Here is a 15,718-nt window from a genome sequence, read left to right as displayed (position 1 = left end):
GCAGCGCCCATGCGCCTCTCCTCACTGATTATCACCGGTGGTATCTTTCTCGCTGCGGGCGGGGTGAGCCTTGTTGCCGCGAACTTTGCCGCGCGCGCGGTTGAACGCGCCTCCATGACGGGTGTGCTGTCGGAACTTGACGCCACCGGGCTGACATGGGCCGAGGTCGAGACCAACGGCCTGCAGGTCTTTCTGTTCGGAACCGCCCCGGACGAGGCGACCCGGTTTCAGGCGCTGAGCGCCGCGGGCCGGGTGGTGGACGCCAGCCGCGTGATTGACCAGATGCTGGTCGTGGAACCCGAAGACCACGCGCCGCCCAGCTTTTCGGTCGAGATCCTGCGCAACGATTCGGGCGTGTCGGTGATCGGCCTTGTGCCCGCCGACACCGACCGCGCCGCATTGGTCGAACGGTTCAGCCGTCTGGCAGAAGGGGTCGAAGTGACCGACCTGCTGGAAAGCGCCGATTTCCCCGCCCCCGACGGCTGGGACGTGGCGCTGGATTATGCTGCGACCTCTCTGCGTGACCTGCCCCGGTCCAAGGTGTCGGTCGAGGCAGGCCGCGTGTCGATCAAGGCCACAACCGAAAGCCCGGAGGCGCGCAGCCGTCTGGAAACCGCGCTGACCCGGCGCAAGCCAGATGACATGCGCCTTGCGCTGGACCTGACCGCACCGCGCCCGGTGATCTCTCCTTTCATCCTGCGGTTTTCGCTCGACGACGGCGGCGCACGGTTTGACGCCTGCTCTGCCGACACCGAAGCGGCGCGGGACCGAATCCTGCACGCCGCTGGCAAGGCCGGGCTGGAGGGCAAGGCCGCCTGCCGTCTGGGTCTGGGCGTGCCGTCGCGCCGCTGGGCCGATGCCGCCGAAATCGCCATTGCCAAGCTGGCCGAATTGGGCGGCGGCACGCTGACCTTTTCCAATGCCGATATTTCCCTGATCGCCACCGAGGGCACCAATCAGGCCCGGTTTGACCGCATCGTCGGTGAGCTGGACGCCGCCCTGCCCGAGATTTTTGCCCTGAACGCCGTGCTGCCCAAGGCCCCCGAGACCCCGCCAGAGGGCATCCCCGAATTCGTTGCCACGCTCAGCCCCGAGGGCGGCGTGCAATTGCGCGGACGGCTGGCATCGGAACAGGCGCGCACCACCGCCGACAGCTATGCGCGCGCGCTGTTCAGTTCTGGCTCTGTCTATACGGCCGCGCGGGTGACCGAGGGCATGCCGAACGACTGGTCAATGCGCACCCTTGCGGCGCTGGAGGCGTTGTCGTTGCTGGCGCATGGGGCGGTCACGGTGACGCCGGACATGTTGACCATTTCCGGTAAGACCGGCAACGTCGATGCGGGCACGATGATCGCGGATCTTTTGGTGTCCAAACTGGGCGAGGCCACCGCCTTTGAGATCGACGTGGAATATGTCGAGGCGCTGGACCCGATTGCCGCTATTCCCACGCCCGAGGAATGCGAAGCCACGATTGTTCAGATCATCGGCAATCGCAAGATCACCTTTGAACCCGGCTCTGCCACGCTGGACGCATCGGCCAACGGGTTGATGGACGAGTTGGCGGAGTTGTTGAAACAATGCGGCGATATTCCTCTAGAGATCAGTGGCCATACCGACAGTCAGGGCCGCGAGATCATGAACGAAGAATTGAGCCGCGACCGGGCGCAGGCGGTTCTGGATGCGCTGCGCGCGCGGCGGGTGCCGGTGCGGGCCTACACGGTCAAAGGCTATGGCGAGGCGCTGCCCATCGCCGACAATGACACCGAAGAAGGCCGCGAGGCCAACCGTCGGATCGAATTCAAGCTCTTGAAACCCGCCGCAGAAGAGGGTGAAGAGGGCGCAGATCCGGGCGACTCGGATCCGGCGGACGCAGTGGCGGACGATCCGGATGCGGACATACCCCCGGCGGGCGAAGGGACAGCGGATGAATAGAACCGAATTCATCGTGACAACCGCGATCATCCTGTTCGTGGCTTTCCTGTTGGGGTGGTTCGCGCATTGGCTGGTACATCGGTTCAAGCGGGTCAGTCAGGCGGACATGGACCAGCTGGAAAAGATGAGCCAAGAGTTGCACGAGGCAGAAGAAACCCGCGATCAGGCGATCACCTACCTGCAACAGCGTGAGGCCGAATTGACCAACCAGTTGGCCCAGACCGAGGCCGAGCTGGGGGCCGCGATGGATGGATTGCGCGAGGCGCGGTCCGACGCCGAGGAAATGCGTGTCTACGTCGAGCGTATGAATCAGGCCTGATAACGGGTGCGTTCGGTCCCGTGCTTGGGGCAAGTTTTCGGGCCTGTGGGCGGCGGGCTTTCCAGCGGCGGCGGTATGTGGGATGACCGGGTCATCAGACGCGTGACGAGGACCGCCCCATGACCCAGATCATCCAATCCCTTTCCGAGATTTCAGACCGCTACGAGGCGCTGTTCGTCGACCTGTGGGGCTGCGTACACGACGGCATCCGCGCGATCCCGTCAGCGGTCGAGGCGCTACAGGCGTACCGCGCGCGCGGCGGCTGCGTGATCCTTGTCACCAATGCCCCCCGCTCTCGCCACGAGGTGGCCAAGCAACTAGACCGCTTTGGCGTGCCGCAGGACGCGTGGGACGATATCGCCACCTCTGGCGACAGCGCGCGCGCGGCGATGTTCCGGGGGGCCGTGGGGTCAAAGGTGTGGTTCATGGGACAGGCATTCGACGAGACATTCTTTGCCCCGCTCAACATCATCGAAGACCCGGTCACGATTGAGCAGGTTCCGCTGGAAGAGGCCGAGGGCATCGTCTGTTGCGGGCCGTTTGACCCGCACGCCGATCCGGCAGTGAACCGGCCGCAGTTCCTGTTTGCCAAACAAAAGGGGCTGAAGCTGCTTTGCGCCAACCCGGATATCGTTGTGGACCGGGGTGAGCGACGTGAGTGGTGCGCCGGTGCTCTGGCGAAGCTATACACCGAAATGGGCGGCGAGAGCCTGTATTTCGGCAAGCCCTATCCGCCGATCTATGACCTTGCCCGCCGCCGTTTGGCAAAGCACCGCAAGGGCGTACAGGATGCCGAAATCCTTGCCATCGGGGACGGCGCGCATACCGATATTGATGGCGCCATGGGCGAGGACATCGATTCCCTGTTCATCACCGGCGGTTTGGCGCGGGCAGAGACCAAAACGTCGCAGCAGCCCGAGGCAGAGGCACTAAACGCCTATATCGGCAAAGAAATGATCAACCCCAGCTACTCTATCGGCACGTTGCGCTAGGGCACATTTTGCTTGCCTTTTCTGCAGTCGCGAAGTAATTAAATTGCTGAAAGCGCCGTCTTGGCGCGCGTTTATTACTTTGAGACCTGCACATGGAGGGCCGGATGTTGGACAATATGCCTCGCGGCACGATCTGCATTGAAGACATCGAAATGGGGATGACCCGTTCCCTGCGCAAACAGGTAACGGATCGGGACATCGAGATGTTCGCAGAGGTATCGACCGACCGGAACCCGGTGCATCTGGACGATGACTATGCGCAGGACACCATCTTTGAGGGGCGGATTGCCCACGGGATGCTGACGGCCGGGCTGATCTCTGCGGTGATCGGTGAACAGCTGCCGGGGCATGGCACGGTCTACATGGGCCAGACGCTGAAGTTTCTTGGCCCGGTGCGTCCCGGCGACATGGTCTATGCCGAGGTCAAGGTGGTCGATATCGACCATGCCAAGCGCCGGGTGACGCTGGAAACCCATTGCGCGGTGGACGGCAAGAAGGTCCTGATCGGCGAGGCCAAGGTGTTGGCCCCGTCGCGCAAATTCGACTGAGGTCGGGAAAACCGGCTCTTTCGCGCGGGTCGCAAATCGGGGTAGCCTAGGGGACATCATTCCCCCCCGAGGTTTTCCCATGTTGCGCCTATTGCCCCTGATCCTGTTGGCCGCTGGCCCTGCCGCCGCTGCCTGTTCCTCTGCCGATACCACGTTTTTGTGGTGCCGCATCGAAGGCAGCTCCAAACAGCTGGAGGTCTGCGCCGAACCTTATGGCGCGGTCTATCGCTATGGTCCGCATGGGCGGCCCGAACTGGAACTGGTCGAGCGCTACGATACGCTGGACTATCGTCCTTGGCCCGGTGTCGGGCGCGACATCTGGGAAGAGGTTGCGTTCCATAACGGCGGTTATACCTATCTGGTACATGGCGGTGTGGATCGGCAGTATCAGGGCAACAATCTGGCCAACGCGATGTATGGCGGTGTGACCGTGTCCCAAGGCGGGCGAGAGATTGCCTCTCTGACCTGCGAACGACCGGCCATCGATTTCCCCTACTCCAACGGGTTGTCGGATGGCAAAGCCCGCGCCGGGCTGCGGTGGGAGCCGGGGGTTGGCTGGGTGTACTGAACCGCTGTTTAGGCGGTCAGCCGGAACCCCTCGGGGATGGTATCGCACCCGTCCAGCAACAGATCGGCCATGACCTCGCCTATCTTCGGCGCCATGCCAAAGCCGATCTTGAAGCCGCCATTGGTGACGTAATGCCCGTCGCGCCCGGGCCACGCGCCCAGCAGGGGCGCGCGGGTCCGGGCACGCGGCCGCACCCCGGCCCAGTGTTCCAGCACCGCAGCGCCGTGCAGCGCGGGGACGGCGGCATAAGCGCGCTCTATCAGGGCGTCGCATTGCGCGTCGGTGGTGGTGGGGGCGTCAAATTCCCGCTCTGAGGTTGATCCAATCGCCACGGAGCCATCCGCATGGGGGATGATGTGCAAGCCGTCGACAAACAGCTGCGGCGCGTCTGGCGCGGAATAGCGCAACAGCGCCGCCTGCCCTTTGACACCGTCACCAATCTTGCGGCCCAAGTCGTCTGAGAGATCCAGCAACCCCTGCCAGCCCGTCGCCCAAACCACCGCGCCCGCATCCGGGGCCTCTGTCACGATCTGCGTTCCGGACACCTCTAACGCGGCTTTCAGCGCAGAGCAGGCGCGGCGGGGGCACATGCGGGCGGTCAGCGTGTCATGGATGAGCTTGCCGGTGGGAGAGGCGGGCGCAAAGCCGCCTGCCGCGTCCTGCGCGACGACCTCCCAGACCGCCCTGCCCTGCCAGAGCGTCACCGCACCGGCAGCGCGGTCCAATGCCAGTGCAACCGCGTGATCGTCGGCCAAGGGCTGCAACCGTCCGGTGCGCGCGTAGCCCGCGCTGACACCGCCGGTGTCGTGAACCTCTGCCCAATACGCGTCGGCCATCAGGAGGCTGTCCAGTTGGAACGCCTTTTTCTCATTCCAGTTTTCCGGCACATGCGGGGCCAGCGCGCCGACAATCCCCCCGGACGACCCGGCCCCCGGCCCGTTGGGGTCGACCATGCGCACCCGCGCGCCGCGCCGCACGCAGGCCCAGGCCACCGAAAGGCCAAAGATCCCTGCCCCGCGCACTGTCACGTCGACGCTTGCCATTGCCTGCACTCCTCGCCAGAACTTGGGGCCGTTGATAAGGAACAAAGCGATGGCCGACCAGAGCGCAGGTTTGGATTGGCGAGACGGCACGCCGGTCTCGACCCGGTTTGATGATCCGTATTTCTCGCTGGAAAACGGGCTGGCCGAGACGCGTCATGTGTTTCTGACTGGCAACGGGTTGCCGGACCGGTTTTGCGACGGGTTCCGGATTGCCGAACTGGGGTTCGGCACCGGGCTGAACCTGCTTGCGGCGCTGGACCTGTGGCGACAAAGCAGTCAGGGCGGCACGCTGCATTTCACCACGTTTGAGGCCTATCCGCTGACGCCGGAACAGATGATCCGGGCGCAAGAGGCGTTTCCCGAACTTGCGCCTTTGGCGCAGGAACTGGCACCGCATTGGGGCAAGACCGTCTTTGCCCTGCCCGATCTGTCGTTTGAGTTGATCGAGGGCGATGCACGCGACACGCTGCCGAACTGGTCTGGAATGGTGGATGCGTGGTTCCTTGACGGATTTTCGCCCGCCAAGAACCCGGAATTGTGGAACGAAGATTTGATGGCGCAGGTGGCACGCCACATGGCCCCCGGAGCCTCAGCGGCCACTTATACGGCAGCGGGCCATGTGCGCCGCGCGTTACAGGCCGCAGGACTTGAGGTCACCCGCGTGCCGGGCTATGGCCGAAAGCGTCACATGACACTTGCCTCAAAACCAATGACGACCGCCTGACCTGCAGACGCGCCTGTTGAGCCATCCGGATCGGCCTACCCAACAGAAAGCGCGCCTGATGGCAGAGCAGAACACCCGCCTTGGCATCTGGCTGATGGTCGCCACCACCCTTGTCTTTACGTTGCAGGACGGGATCTCTCGGCATTTGGCGACGGAATACAACACCATGATGGTGGTGATGATCCGCTACTGGTTCTTTGCGGCCTTTGTGGTGGCGGTGGCGGCGCGCAAAGCAGGCGGCTTGCGGGCGGCGGCGCAGAGCGCGTTCCCGTGGTTGCAGGTCTTTCGCGGCGCGTTGCTGGTGGTGGAAATCAACGTGATGGTGCTGGCCTTTGTCTATCTGGGACTGGTCGAGAGCCATGCTGTTTTTACGGTCTATCCACTGCTGGTGGCGGCGCTGTCGGGGCCGGTGCTGGGCGAGCATGTGGGCTGGCGGCGCTGGGTAGCAATCGGAATCGGCTTTGTCGGGGTGATCACCATCCTGCAACCCTCGGGCGGGGTGTTTTCGCCCTATGCGGCGATCCCGCTGCTGGCAGCGTCGATGTTTGCGCTTTATGCGCTGTTGACGCGCTATGTGGCGCGGGCCGACAGCGCGACGACATCGTTTTTCTATACTGGCGTGGTCGGCGTTGTGGTGGCGACCGCCATCGGGGTCGGGTTCTGGGTGCCGATGACCAGCGCAGACTGGGTCTGGATGGGGCTGTTGTGCATCGCCGGGGTCAGCGGGCAATACCTGATGATCCGCTGCTTTGAGGTGGCAGAGGCCAGCGCGGTGCAGCCCTTTGCCTATCTGCAACTGGTCTTTGCCAGTTCGCTGGGCCTCATGGTCTTTGGCGAAAGCATCCGCTGGAACGTGGCACTGGGCGCGGGGCTGATCGTGGCAGCGGGGCTGTTTACCCTGTGGCGGGAACGGCAAGCGCGCGGCTGAACGCGCCCGTCAGCGGACCGCCGATTGCAGTGTGTTGCCCAGCAATTCCTGGCTGAACGGCACCGGATGCGGCGGTTTTCCCAGCCGGGCGCGGTAGACCGGCAGGCTTTCGGTGACGCGCATGACGTAGTTGCGGGTCTCATCAAAAGGGATCATCTCGATCCAGTCGATGATGTCGATGTCGCCTTTGCGCGGGTCGCCAAAGCGGTCCATCCAGCCCACCGGACGGCCCGGTCCGGCGTTGTATCCCGCTGACATCATCACCGCGTTGCCATCGAACCGTTTGGCCAGTCCGGCCAGATAGTTTGATCCCAGCCGTGCGTTGTAGCCCGGATCGGTCAACAGGCGGTCAAGGTCGTATTCGATGCCCAATTGGCCTGAAACCAGCTTGGCCGTGCCCGGCATCAACTGCATGTAGCCGCGCGCCCCCGCACCCGAGATCACGCCGGGATCAAATTCGGATTCGCGCCGGGCGATGGCCAGCACCATTTCCTTGGGCACCGGGTATTCACCCTCTGTCACGCGCGGGTCGAGCGCATAGTACGGCCCCGGCAGTTCGATGCCGAATTGGGCCGCGCGCTTGCCCAGCATGACCTGAATATGGGGGCGGCCCATGTCCATCAGCATGGTGCCCATCTGCCCCATGCCGGTGCGGTCCAGCGATTCGGCCAGATGGGTGAGAAAGCGTTCGCCAAGGCTGATCTCACCCGCGGCGAGCAGAAGGATACCAGCCTCAAACACGCTGGTCTTGGCGAAATCCGCGTTGCGCCAATCGCCAAAGGGTTCCACCCCGGACAGGGTCGGACTGGGTGGCAGGCCCGCGCGTTCGGCGGCCAGCAGCCCGTAGAATGAGGTCTGGAACTGCGCGCCGTGGGCGTAGGCCTCTTTCGCCTTGTCGGCCTGCCCCGCGGCCTCATAGGCGCGGCCCAGCCAATAGCCCGCGCGTCCGACCGAGATCGGCGTCCAGACACCATCGCGGAAGTTCTCAAAGTGGGCGATGGCCAGATCGGTACGGTCCAGATAGCGCAGCGCCAGAAAGCCCGCGATCCATTCCAGTTCGGCGAACTCTGACCCCTCGACCAGCCAGTGGTGGGCGGCGATCTCATAGGCTTCGGCATAGGCGCCGTCGCGCATCCGTTCGCGGGCCAGATCGACCCGTTCGGGCGCCCAGGCCCAAGGTTCGCCCAGTGTCGCGCGGCTGGTGGATTGCTGGCGCAGCAGCTCTATCGCATCCGCCGTGCGCCGCTTGCGCACGCGCCAGAGGAAGCGTTCATAGGCAAGGCCCGGATGATCGGCGAGCTCTGTCGGCACTTTGGCGATCAGCGTGTCGACACCGGGGGCAGAGGTGCGCAGCGCGATGCGCGCCTGCGCCAGCGCCTGCCAGCCCTCATCCACAAGGCTCATCATCTGGCCTGCGTTGCTGCTCCACCCTTGCCAGAGCGCCATGTCCAGCCGTGCGACGTGATGCGGGCGCAGGATGTCGCCCCAGTTCTCAAGGAACGCGCGCCGTTCGTCCGCCGTCATTGACAGAGTGCGCCATGCCAATACGATGTCCGCCTGCGCCGCGCCCTCATCCCCGGCGGCCATATGCGCCCGCGCCATTGCCAGCGCCCCGCTGCCGGTCTGCGGCAGATCGCCGTCGAAAAAGGCGTGGATCGATTCGGCCGTGGCCTCTGACATGGTGGGTTCGGATTTTTCGCGCAGGTAATCCATCCCCGGCCAATCCGGGTGGCGGGCCAGAAAGTCCTGTACTTCGCGAACGTCCCCCCGGCCTGCGCGCAGCGCGTGCCACAGGATCACATCCACCGCCGCCTGCCCATCAGCCCGCGCCGCAATCCGGGCCGCAGCCCAGTTGCCTTCGCGCATGGATTGCATGGCTTTGGCCAAGCCGGCACCCCGTTCTTGCGCCATGACGGGCAGAGCGGTGACAAGCAGCAACAACAAGGCAAGGAGACGAGACATCGGCTTGCTTTTTCCGTGATGAAAAGGAATAGACGCTTCTTGCAGAGGATACGTCCGGCGCGGGACCATGCAACTCACATAGTTGAGGGGTCGGCGGGTTTCCACCGCAACCAACGCCGGACAGCGACAAACGAAAGGAGCGTGTCATGTTTCAAGGTTCAATGCCTGCCCTGGTCACGCCGTTCAAGGACGGCGCCGTGGATTTCGACACGCTCAAGAAGCTGGTCGAGTGGCACATTGCCGAAGGCTCTCACGGGCTGGTGCCTGTGGGCACGACCGGCGAAAGCCCGACCCTGACCCACCGTGAACACGAAGAGGTCATCGCCAGCGTGGTCGAGGCCGCGGCAGGGCGCATCCCGGTGATCGCCGGGGCCGGGTCCAACAACACCGCCGAGGCGATCCGGTTCACCCAATACGCCGCGCGCGTCGGGGCCAATGGCGCGCTGGTCGTCACACCCTATTACAACAAGCCGACGCAGGCCGGTCTGATCGCGCATTTCACCGCCGTGCATGACAGCGCCGATATTCCGATCATCATCTACAACATCCCCGGTCGGTCGGTTGTGGACATGTTGCCCGACACCATAGGCGAATTGGCCAAACTGCCGCGCATCGTGGGCGTCAAGGACGCCACCGGCGATCTGGCGCGGGTCTGTTACCAGCGGATCACCTGCGGCACGGATTTCATTCAGGTCTCCGGTGAGGACGCGACTGCGCACGGGTTCAACGCCCAAGGCGGCGTCGGCTGCATTTCGGTCACTGCAAACGTCGCGCCCAAGCTGTGTGCGCAACTGCAAGAGGCCTGCCTTGCCGGGGATTACGCCAAGGCGCTGGAGATTCAGGACAAGCTGATGCCGCTGCATCAGGCGATCTTTACCGAGCCGGGTCTGGTGGGCGCGAAATACGGTATGGCGCGGCTGGGGATGTGTTCCGAAGAGGTGCGCCTGCCGCTGCTGCCGCTGAGCGATGCGACCAAGTCCAAGATGGACGTGGCGCTGGTGCATGCGGGTTTGATCAGCTGATACGGGCCTGATCGGGTTTTATAGACAATTCGGGCCGGAAACCGCTGAGGGTTCCGGCCCGTTTTCGTGTCAGGGCACTGTTGCCGGGCGGGCCTATTGGCCCACCGTCGCTTCCAGCCCCTCTGGCTGACCGACGACCACAAACAGCAGTTCTTCGGGTTTCAGCAATTCGCCCGCCACCCGCTCTACATCCTCCAGCGTGACCGCCTCGATCTTGGCGTTGCGGGTGGTGATGTAGTCCGGCGTCAGATCGTCCATCTGCATCCCCACGAGGATCTGCGCGATGGGTGCATTGCCGTCAAAGCGCAGCGGATAGGAGCCGGTCAGATAGGTCTTGGCGCGGTCCAGTTCTTCTGGAGTGACGCCATCAGAGGCCATCTTGGCCCACTCATCGCGGATCACCTCAACCGCCTCACCGATGCGGTCATTGGCCGATGCGACACGGCCAAGGAACAGTTCCGCATGTTCGCGCGGGGCAAGGTAGGAATAGATGCCATAGGTCAGGCCGCGCTTTTCGCGCACCTCGTGCATCAGCCGCGCCTCAAACCCGCCGCCGCCAAAGATCGTGTTCATCACATAGGCGGCGAAAAAATCCGGGTCATCGCGTTTCATGCCCTTGTGGCCGAACATGGCGACCGATTGCGGCGTGTCAAAGGGCACCACAGTCACGCCCGCGGTGGTCTGGACGTCCACATCCGCAGGCTGCGGCGCGCCGGTTTCCGGCAGATCGGCGAACAGCTTGTCCAGCAGCGCGCCAAGGTCTTCCGCGCTGATGTCCCCTGCCGCGCCGACATAGATGCGGTCCCGCGCAAGGGCATTGCGGTGGGCGGTGACAATGTCGTCACGGGTCAACGCGGTGACGCTGTCGATGGTGCCATTTTCCGACGATCCATAGGGGTGGTCGCCAAAGATCGCGCCATAGAACGCCTTGCCCACGATTTCATCCGGGTCGGTCTCATCCGAGCGCAGACCGGACAGCACCTGTTCGCGCACCCGTTCGATGGCCACGTCGTCAAAACTGGGTGCCACCAGAGAGGCGCGCAGCAGGTCGACCGCCTCATCCTGCGTTTCGGTCAGGAACTTGGCCGACACGCGCACCGTGTCATCGCTTGCGTCATAGCTGAACCGCGCGGCAATCCCATCGCGGGCCTCGGCAAAGGCGCGGGCATCCATGCCCTCCGCGCCCTCCTCCAGCAGACCAACCATGAGGTTTGTGGCCCCGCGTTTACCCGGTTCGTCCAGCGAGGCCCCGCCCAGAAAGCGGATTTCCAGCGCCACAAACGGGATCGAGGGTTCCTCGACCAGCCAAGCGTTGATTCCGCCGGGACTGGTGACTTGTTGGATGTCGATTTCGGCATGGGCGGCGAACCCGCCGCAGATCAGGCCGACGGCCAATACGAAACGGCGGATCATTGGGTCACCTCCTGCGGGCGAGTTGGTTCTTTCGGGCCCATCAGGTAGCCGGTCACCGATTGGCGACGGTCAAAGACCTTTTTGGCGGCGGCGATGATGTCATCCCCTGTCACCGCTTGCAGCACCTCGGGCCAGTCCTGCACGTCCTGCACCGTCAACCCGGTGGTCAGCGCGTTGCCATAGCGGCGCGCAATGCTGTTAGGATTGTCCAGCGCATAGATGTGCGAGGCCTTGATCTGGAACTTGATCCGCTCCAGCTGATCGGCGTCGACGCCGGTTTCGATCAGTTCGGCCAGTACCGCGTCCAGCGCGGCCTCACCTTCCTCAAGGCTGACGCCCGGGGTCGGAACCATGACAAGGGTAAAGTTGGACACATCCATGCTGGTGTCGTCATAGTAGGCGTCCGTGTAGACGGCCTTGCGGCTGTCAAATTGCAGCTTTTGCGTCAGGACAGAGGTCTGTCCCCCCGCCAAAACCTGCGCCAGCATCGACAAGGCGGCGGCCTCTTCCTGCGCGCCACTGGTGCGGGCGGGCGCGATATAGCTGCGGGTCAGATAGGGCTGCGAAACACGCGGATCATGAAAGGTCATGCGGCGTTCGGACAAGTGGGTCGGCTCTGTCGGGCGGGAGCGCGGTTGCAGATCCGGGTTCGGCGGGATCGGGACATAGTGTTCTTCGGCCAGTGCACGCACCTCATCCGGGGTGACATCGCCTGCAACGATCAGGATGGCATTGTTGGGGGCGTAGAACTCGCCGTAGTAGGCCAGCGCATCATCCAGATCCAATTGTTCCATCTCATGGCGCCAGCCGATGATCGGCGTGCCATAGGGGTGGTTCAGGTAAAGCGCCGCATCCTTTTGTTCGCGGAACAGGGCGCCGGGGCTGTTTTCGACCCGCTGGTTGCGTTCCTCGATGATGACCTCGCGCTCTGTCAGGATGTCGGCCTCTGACAGGCGGAGGTTGACCATGCGGTCTGCCTCCATCTTCATCATCAGTCCAAGACGATCAGCGGCGACGCGTTGGTGATAAGCGGTGGTGTCATAGCTGGTGAAGGCGTTGTCAGAGCCGCCATTGGCCGCCACCGTGGCGCTGAATTCACCCGGCTCCAGCGTATCGGTGCCCTTGAACAGCAGGTGTTCCAGAAAATGCGCCACGCCCGAGACGCCGGGCTGTTCATCTGCCGATCCGGCGCGATACCAGACCATGTGCACAACAACAGGGGCGCGGTGATCCTCGATCACCACCACGTCCATCCCGTTGTCGAGGCCGAAGGTGGTCACCTTGCCCGCCTCCTGCGCGGAGGCAGAGAAACTCGACGCGCAAGACACGGCGAAAGCGAATAACAGGGTCAGGGGGCGCATGCAGCATCCTCATGTTGTTCGGATGCTGCATTAAGTACGCGGGTCTCGCCCGACTTCAACCCGCCGTGACACTGTGTGACGCGGACGTGACCGGGCGCGGGGCCGCCGGAGTTATTGCGGCGGCGGTGTCGGCGTCTTTGCGCCAGCGCGGCGATAGATATTCAGCCAGCGATAGGCGTCCAGCGTTTCACGCTTATACGCGTTGACATAGTCGTCCTTCGGCACGATCGACCAGTTGAAGATCGACTTGGAGCGGCGGAATTGCGCGTCGGTTTGCGCCAGTTCCTGACGCACATTGGGATCGCGGCCAAACCGGCTGGCGCGTTGGATCAACGCGCCATCGCCTGCTGGCACCCCTTCGCCCCGGGCGACCAGCCGCGCGGGATTGCCCCCCAAAGCGGCGACAGCGTCGGCCTTGGGCGTCAGATCCGTACGATTCGCGGCACCCGGAGTGGGGGGCGGCAAATCGGAATAGCTTTCAGGTTGCACCAGAGGTTTGTTGGGGACGATGGCAAACTCCTCGGGCTGCGGACTGTTTGTCCGCAGATCGCGCAGGGGTTTGTCGCGGTCGACAACCGCGCAAGAAGCCAAGCCCGCCAGACCAATGATTGCAACAAGATGCGCCCGCCGCATCGCAGTCCTCCACATGAGTTTTGCCAGACTTAACCCATCTCGCCAGCGGCGTCACGGGGCCTTTTTGCCTGACGGAAACAGGATCAGCCCGAATGCGCCGACAAAGATCGCAATGTCCGCCACGTTAAACGCATAGGGGTTGTCGAAGCCACAGCAGGACATGTTGAGAAAATCCGCGACTGCGCCATAGACAACCCGGTCCACCACATTGCCCAACGCGCCGCCGATCAGAAAACCCGCCGCGATCAGGCCCATCCGCCCCGGCGGATCGCGGCGCATCCAGACCAGCACAAACAGCACGATACCCAGCGCGACAGAGATCAGGATCCAGCGCGTTGCGGCGGCATCCCCGGCAAAGAGACCAAAGTTGACGCCATAGTTCCACGCCATGCGAAAGTTGAGGTATGGCGGCAGCACCTCAATCGACAGACGGTTGGCCAGCCCCATGCCATGCACGACAAGGTATTTGGACAATTGGTCCAGCACGAAAACAGCCAGCGTCACCCAGAACACCAGTCGCAAGCCACCTGTCTTTGCCTGTGCCACTGCCGTTTCTCCTGCACTGTCCGTTTTGACGCGGCAGACCTAGTGGCCTGCCGCACGCGGTGCAAGCGGCTTTGCCCGCGCCGTGACTGCCCGTCTTTAGTGGCGGAAGTGGCGCATGCCGGTAAAGACCATGGCCAGACCGGCCTCATCGGCAGCGGCGATCACCTCATCGTCACGCATCGACCCGCCCGGCTGGATGACGCAGGTCGCGCCAGCGGCGGCGGCCTCCATCAACCCGTCGGGGAAGGGGAAGAACGCGTCCGAGGCCACGGCGGAGCCTTGGGTCAGCGGCGCCGAGAGGCCCAGCGCCTCTGCCATACGCTCGGCCTTTTTCGCCGCGATCATCGCCGAATCGACCCGGCTCATCTGGCCCGCGCCGACACCCACGGTTGCGCCGTCACGCACATAGACGATGGCGTTGGATTTGACGTGTTTGGCGACCTTCCATGCGAACAGAAGGTCCTTCATCTGCGCCTCAGTCGGGGCCAGTTTCGTCACCACTTTCAGGTCGTCCAACGACCGTGCACCGTTGTCGCGGTCCTGCACCAGCAGGCCGCCCGACACCTGTTTCCACGCCACGCCTGCCTGTGCCGGGTTGGCTAGGCCGGGGGCAAGGATCAGGCGCAGGTTCTTTTTCTTGGCAAAGATGTCGCGCGCGTCCTGATGGATTGCGGGGGCGATGACGACTTCGGTAAAGATCTCGGCGATGGCCTCTGCCGTTTGGCCGTCCAGCGCGCCGTTCAGCGCCACGATGCCACCAAAGGCCGACGTGCGGTCACAATCGAATGCCTTTTGATAGGCCTCCTTGATGGTGGCCCCCGTCGCCACGCCGCAGGGATTGGCGTGTTTGATGATCGCGCAGGCCGGACCATTGGCGGGCAGAAATTCCGACACCAGTTCAAACGCCGCGTCGGTGTCGTTGATGTTGTTGTAGCTGAGTTCCTTGCCCTGCAACTGTTCGGCGGTCGCCACGCCGGGGCGCTCTGACCCATCGGTGTAAAAGGCGGCGTTCTGGTGCGGGTTTTCCCCATAGCGCAGCGGCTGCGCCAGTGTTCCGGCAAAGACGCGGCGACGCGGGGTTGTCTCACCGATGGCGGCGGCCATCCAAGTGCTGACGGCGGCGTCATAGGCCCCGGTGCGGGCATAGGCGATCTGCGCCTGCCGCTTGCGGAACTCGATGCTGGTCAGACCGTCGTTGGCGTCAAGTTCCGCCAGCAGCGCGTCGTAGTCCTGCACATCGACGATGGTGGTGACAAAGGCGTGGTTCTTGGCTGCGGCGCGGATCATTGCCGGGCCGCCGATGTCGATGTTCTCGATCATCTCATCGTAGTCGGCCCCGCGCGCCAGTGCCGCCTCGAACGGGTACAGGTTCACCACCAGCAGGTCGATGGGCACAATGCCATGTTCGGCCATCGACGCCACATGCATGCCGTCGTCGCGCAGCGCCAGCAGACCGCCATGCACCTTGGGGTGCAGCGTCTTGACCCGGCCATCCATCATCTCCGGGAACCCGGTCAGGTCGGCCACGTCGCGCACGTCCAGTCCCGCGTCGCGCAGGGTTTTGGCCGATCCGCCGGTCGAGAGCAGTTCGATGCCCCGCGCGGCCAGCGCCTGCCCCAGCTCTATCAGGCCGGTCTTGTCGGATACAGAAAGAAGCGCACGGCGCACGGGCTGCAGGTCGGACATGGATGTTCCTTCGGGTCTCAGTTGTCTCGGGCCAGAGACCG

At 63.8% G+C, this 15,718-nt stretch carries 15 protein-coding genes; 8 read left to right on the top strand and 7 right to left on the bottom strand.

The annotated features are described in order from the left end of the window. The first annotated feature begins 9 nt into the window (after positions 1-9). The 5 genes from ANTHELSMS3_RS10015 (at position 10) to ANTHELSMS3_RS09995 (ending at position 4,359) form a co-directional block, all read left to right on the top strand. Positions 10-1,932 carry an OmpA family protein gene (locus tag ANTHELSMS3_RS10015; RefSeq protein WP_094034741.1) on the top strand — a complete coding sequence of 641 codons (1,923 nt, stop codon included), beginning with the start codon at positions 10-12 and terminating at the stop codon, positions 1,930-1,932. Then, a complete protein-coding gene (locus tag ANTHELSMS3_RS10010) occupies positions 1,925-2,251 on the top strand; it encodes a hypothetical protein (protein WP_094034740.1) in 327 nt (108 codons plus the stop codon). Before ANTHELSMS3_RS10015 ends, ANTHELSMS3_RS10010 begins: the two co-directional genes overlap by 8 nt. 119 nt (positions 2,252-2,370) lie before the next feature. Continuing rightward, positions 2,371-3,243 (top strand): TIGR01459 family HAD-type hydrolase, encoded by an 873-nt coding sequence (locus ANTHELSMS3_RS10005; protein WP_094034739.1) that lies wholly within the window; start codon positions 2,371-2,373, stop codon positions 3,241-3,243. A gap of 104 nt (positions 3,244-3,347) precedes the next feature. After that, positions 3,348-3,791, top strand: coding sequence for a MaoC family dehydratase (locus ANTHELSMS3_RS10000; RefSeq protein WP_094037041.1), 444 nt, complete (start codon positions 3,348-3,350; stop codon positions 3,789-3,791). Positions 3,792-3,870: 79 nt separating this feature from the next. Then, on the top strand, positions 3,871-4,359 hold the full coding sequence (locus ANTHELSMS3_RS09995) for a hypothetical protein (protein ID WP_094034738.1): 489 nt from the start codon (positions 3,871-3,873) through the stop codon (positions 4,357-4,359). 8 nt (positions 4,360-4,367) lie between these two features. Here the strand turns inward: ANTHELSMS3_RS09995 and ANTHELSMS3_RS09990 are convergent, their stop codons facing one another. Continuing rightward, positions 4,368-5,402: an NAD(P)/FAD-dependent oxidoreductase gene (locus tag ANTHELSMS3_RS09990; RefSeq protein ID WP_094034737.1), complete on the bottom strand. Its 1,035-nt coding sequence runs from the start codon at positions 5,400-5,402 to the stop codon at positions 4,368-4,370. A gap of 49 nt (positions 5,403-5,451) precedes the next feature. On the opposite strand from ANTHELSMS3_RS09990, the gene mnmD reads away from it, so the two are divergent. Then, the gene (mnmD, locus tag ANTHELSMS3_RS09985; RefSeq protein WP_094034736.1) at positions 5,452-6,126 is read left to right on the top strand and encodes a tRNA (5-methylaminomethyl-2-thiouridine)(34)-methyltransferase MnmD; all 675 of its coding nucleotides are present in this window, start codon (positions 5,452-5,454) and stop codon (positions 6,124-6,126) included. Between the two features lie 58 nt (positions 6,127-6,184). Next, the gene (locus ANTHELSMS3_RS09980; RefSeq protein ID WP_094034735.1) at positions 6,185-7,054 is read left to right on the top strand and encodes a DMT family transporter; all 870 of its coding nucleotides are present in this window, start codon (positions 6,185-6,187) and stop codon (positions 7,052-7,054) included. A 9-nt stretch (positions 7,055-7,063) separates the two neighbouring features. On the opposite strand, the gene ANTHELSMS3_RS09975 is transcribed toward ANTHELSMS3_RS09980, so the two are convergent. Then, complete coding sequence (locus ANTHELSMS3_RS09975; RefSeq protein ID WP_094034734.1) at positions 7,064-9,016, bottom strand: lytic transglycosylase domain-containing protein; 1,953 nt, start codon at positions 9,014-9,016, stop codon at positions 7,064-7,066. Between the two features lie 146 nt (positions 9,017-9,162). On the opposite strand from ANTHELSMS3_RS09975, the gene dapA reads away from it, so the two are divergent. Next, positions 9,163-10,038: a 4-hydroxy-tetrahydrodipicolinate synthase gene (gene dapA / locus ANTHELSMS3_RS09970; RefSeq protein ID WP_094034733.1), complete on the top strand. Its 876-nt coding sequence runs from the start codon at positions 9,163-9,165 to the stop codon at positions 10,036-10,038. A 93-nt stretch (positions 10,039-10,131) separates the two neighbouring features. On the opposite strand, the gene ANTHELSMS3_RS09965 is transcribed toward dapA, so the two are convergent. The 5 genes from ANTHELSMS3_RS09965 to purH all read right to left on the bottom strand — a co-directional run bounded on the left by ANTHELSMS3_RS09965 (position 10,132) and on the right by purH (position 15,677). Next, a complete protein-coding gene (locus ANTHELSMS3_RS09965; protein ID WP_094034732.1) occupies positions 10,132-11,451 on the bottom strand; it encodes a M16 family metallopeptidase in 1,320 nt (439 codons plus the stop codon). Beyond that, positions 11,448-12,812: a M16 family metallopeptidase gene (locus ANTHELSMS3_RS09960; RefSeq protein ID WP_094034731.1), complete on the bottom strand. Its 1,365-nt coding sequence runs from the start codon at positions 12,810-12,812 to the stop codon at positions 11,448-11,450. Before ANTHELSMS3_RS09960 ends, ANTHELSMS3_RS09965 begins: the two co-directional genes overlap by 4 nt. Positions 12,813-12,923: 111 nt before the next feature. Continuing rightward, positions 12,924-13,445, bottom strand: coding sequence for a DUF3035 domain-containing protein (locus tag ANTHELSMS3_RS09955; protein WP_094034730.1), 522 nt, complete (start codon positions 13,443-13,445; stop codon positions 12,924-12,926). A gap of 51 nt (positions 13,446-13,496) precedes the next feature. Next, positions 13,497-13,967 (bottom strand): signal peptidase II, encoded by a 471-nt coding sequence (gene lspA, locus ANTHELSMS3_RS09950; RefSeq protein ID WP_094037040.1) that lies wholly within the window; start codon positions 13,965-13,967, stop codon positions 13,497-13,499. Positions 13,968-14,087: 120 nt separating this feature from the next. Further along, a complete protein-coding gene (gene purH / locus ANTHELSMS3_RS09945; RefSeq protein ID WP_094034729.1) occupies positions 14,088-15,677 on the bottom strand; it encodes a bifunctional phosphoribosylaminoimidazolecarboxamide formyltransferase/IMP cyclohydrolase in 1,590 nt (529 codons plus the stop codon). Positions 15,678-15,718 lie beyond the last annotated feature (41 nt).

Origin of the sequence: Antarctobacter heliothermus (assembly GCF_002237555.1) — a bacterium.
Lineage (GTDB): Bacteria > Pseudomonadota > Alphaproteobacteria > Rhodobacterales > Rhodobacteraceae > Antarctobacter > Antarctobacter heliothermus_B.
Note: the sequence above shows the minus strand (reverse complement) of the source record. Positions and strands in the feature narration are given on the sequence as shown.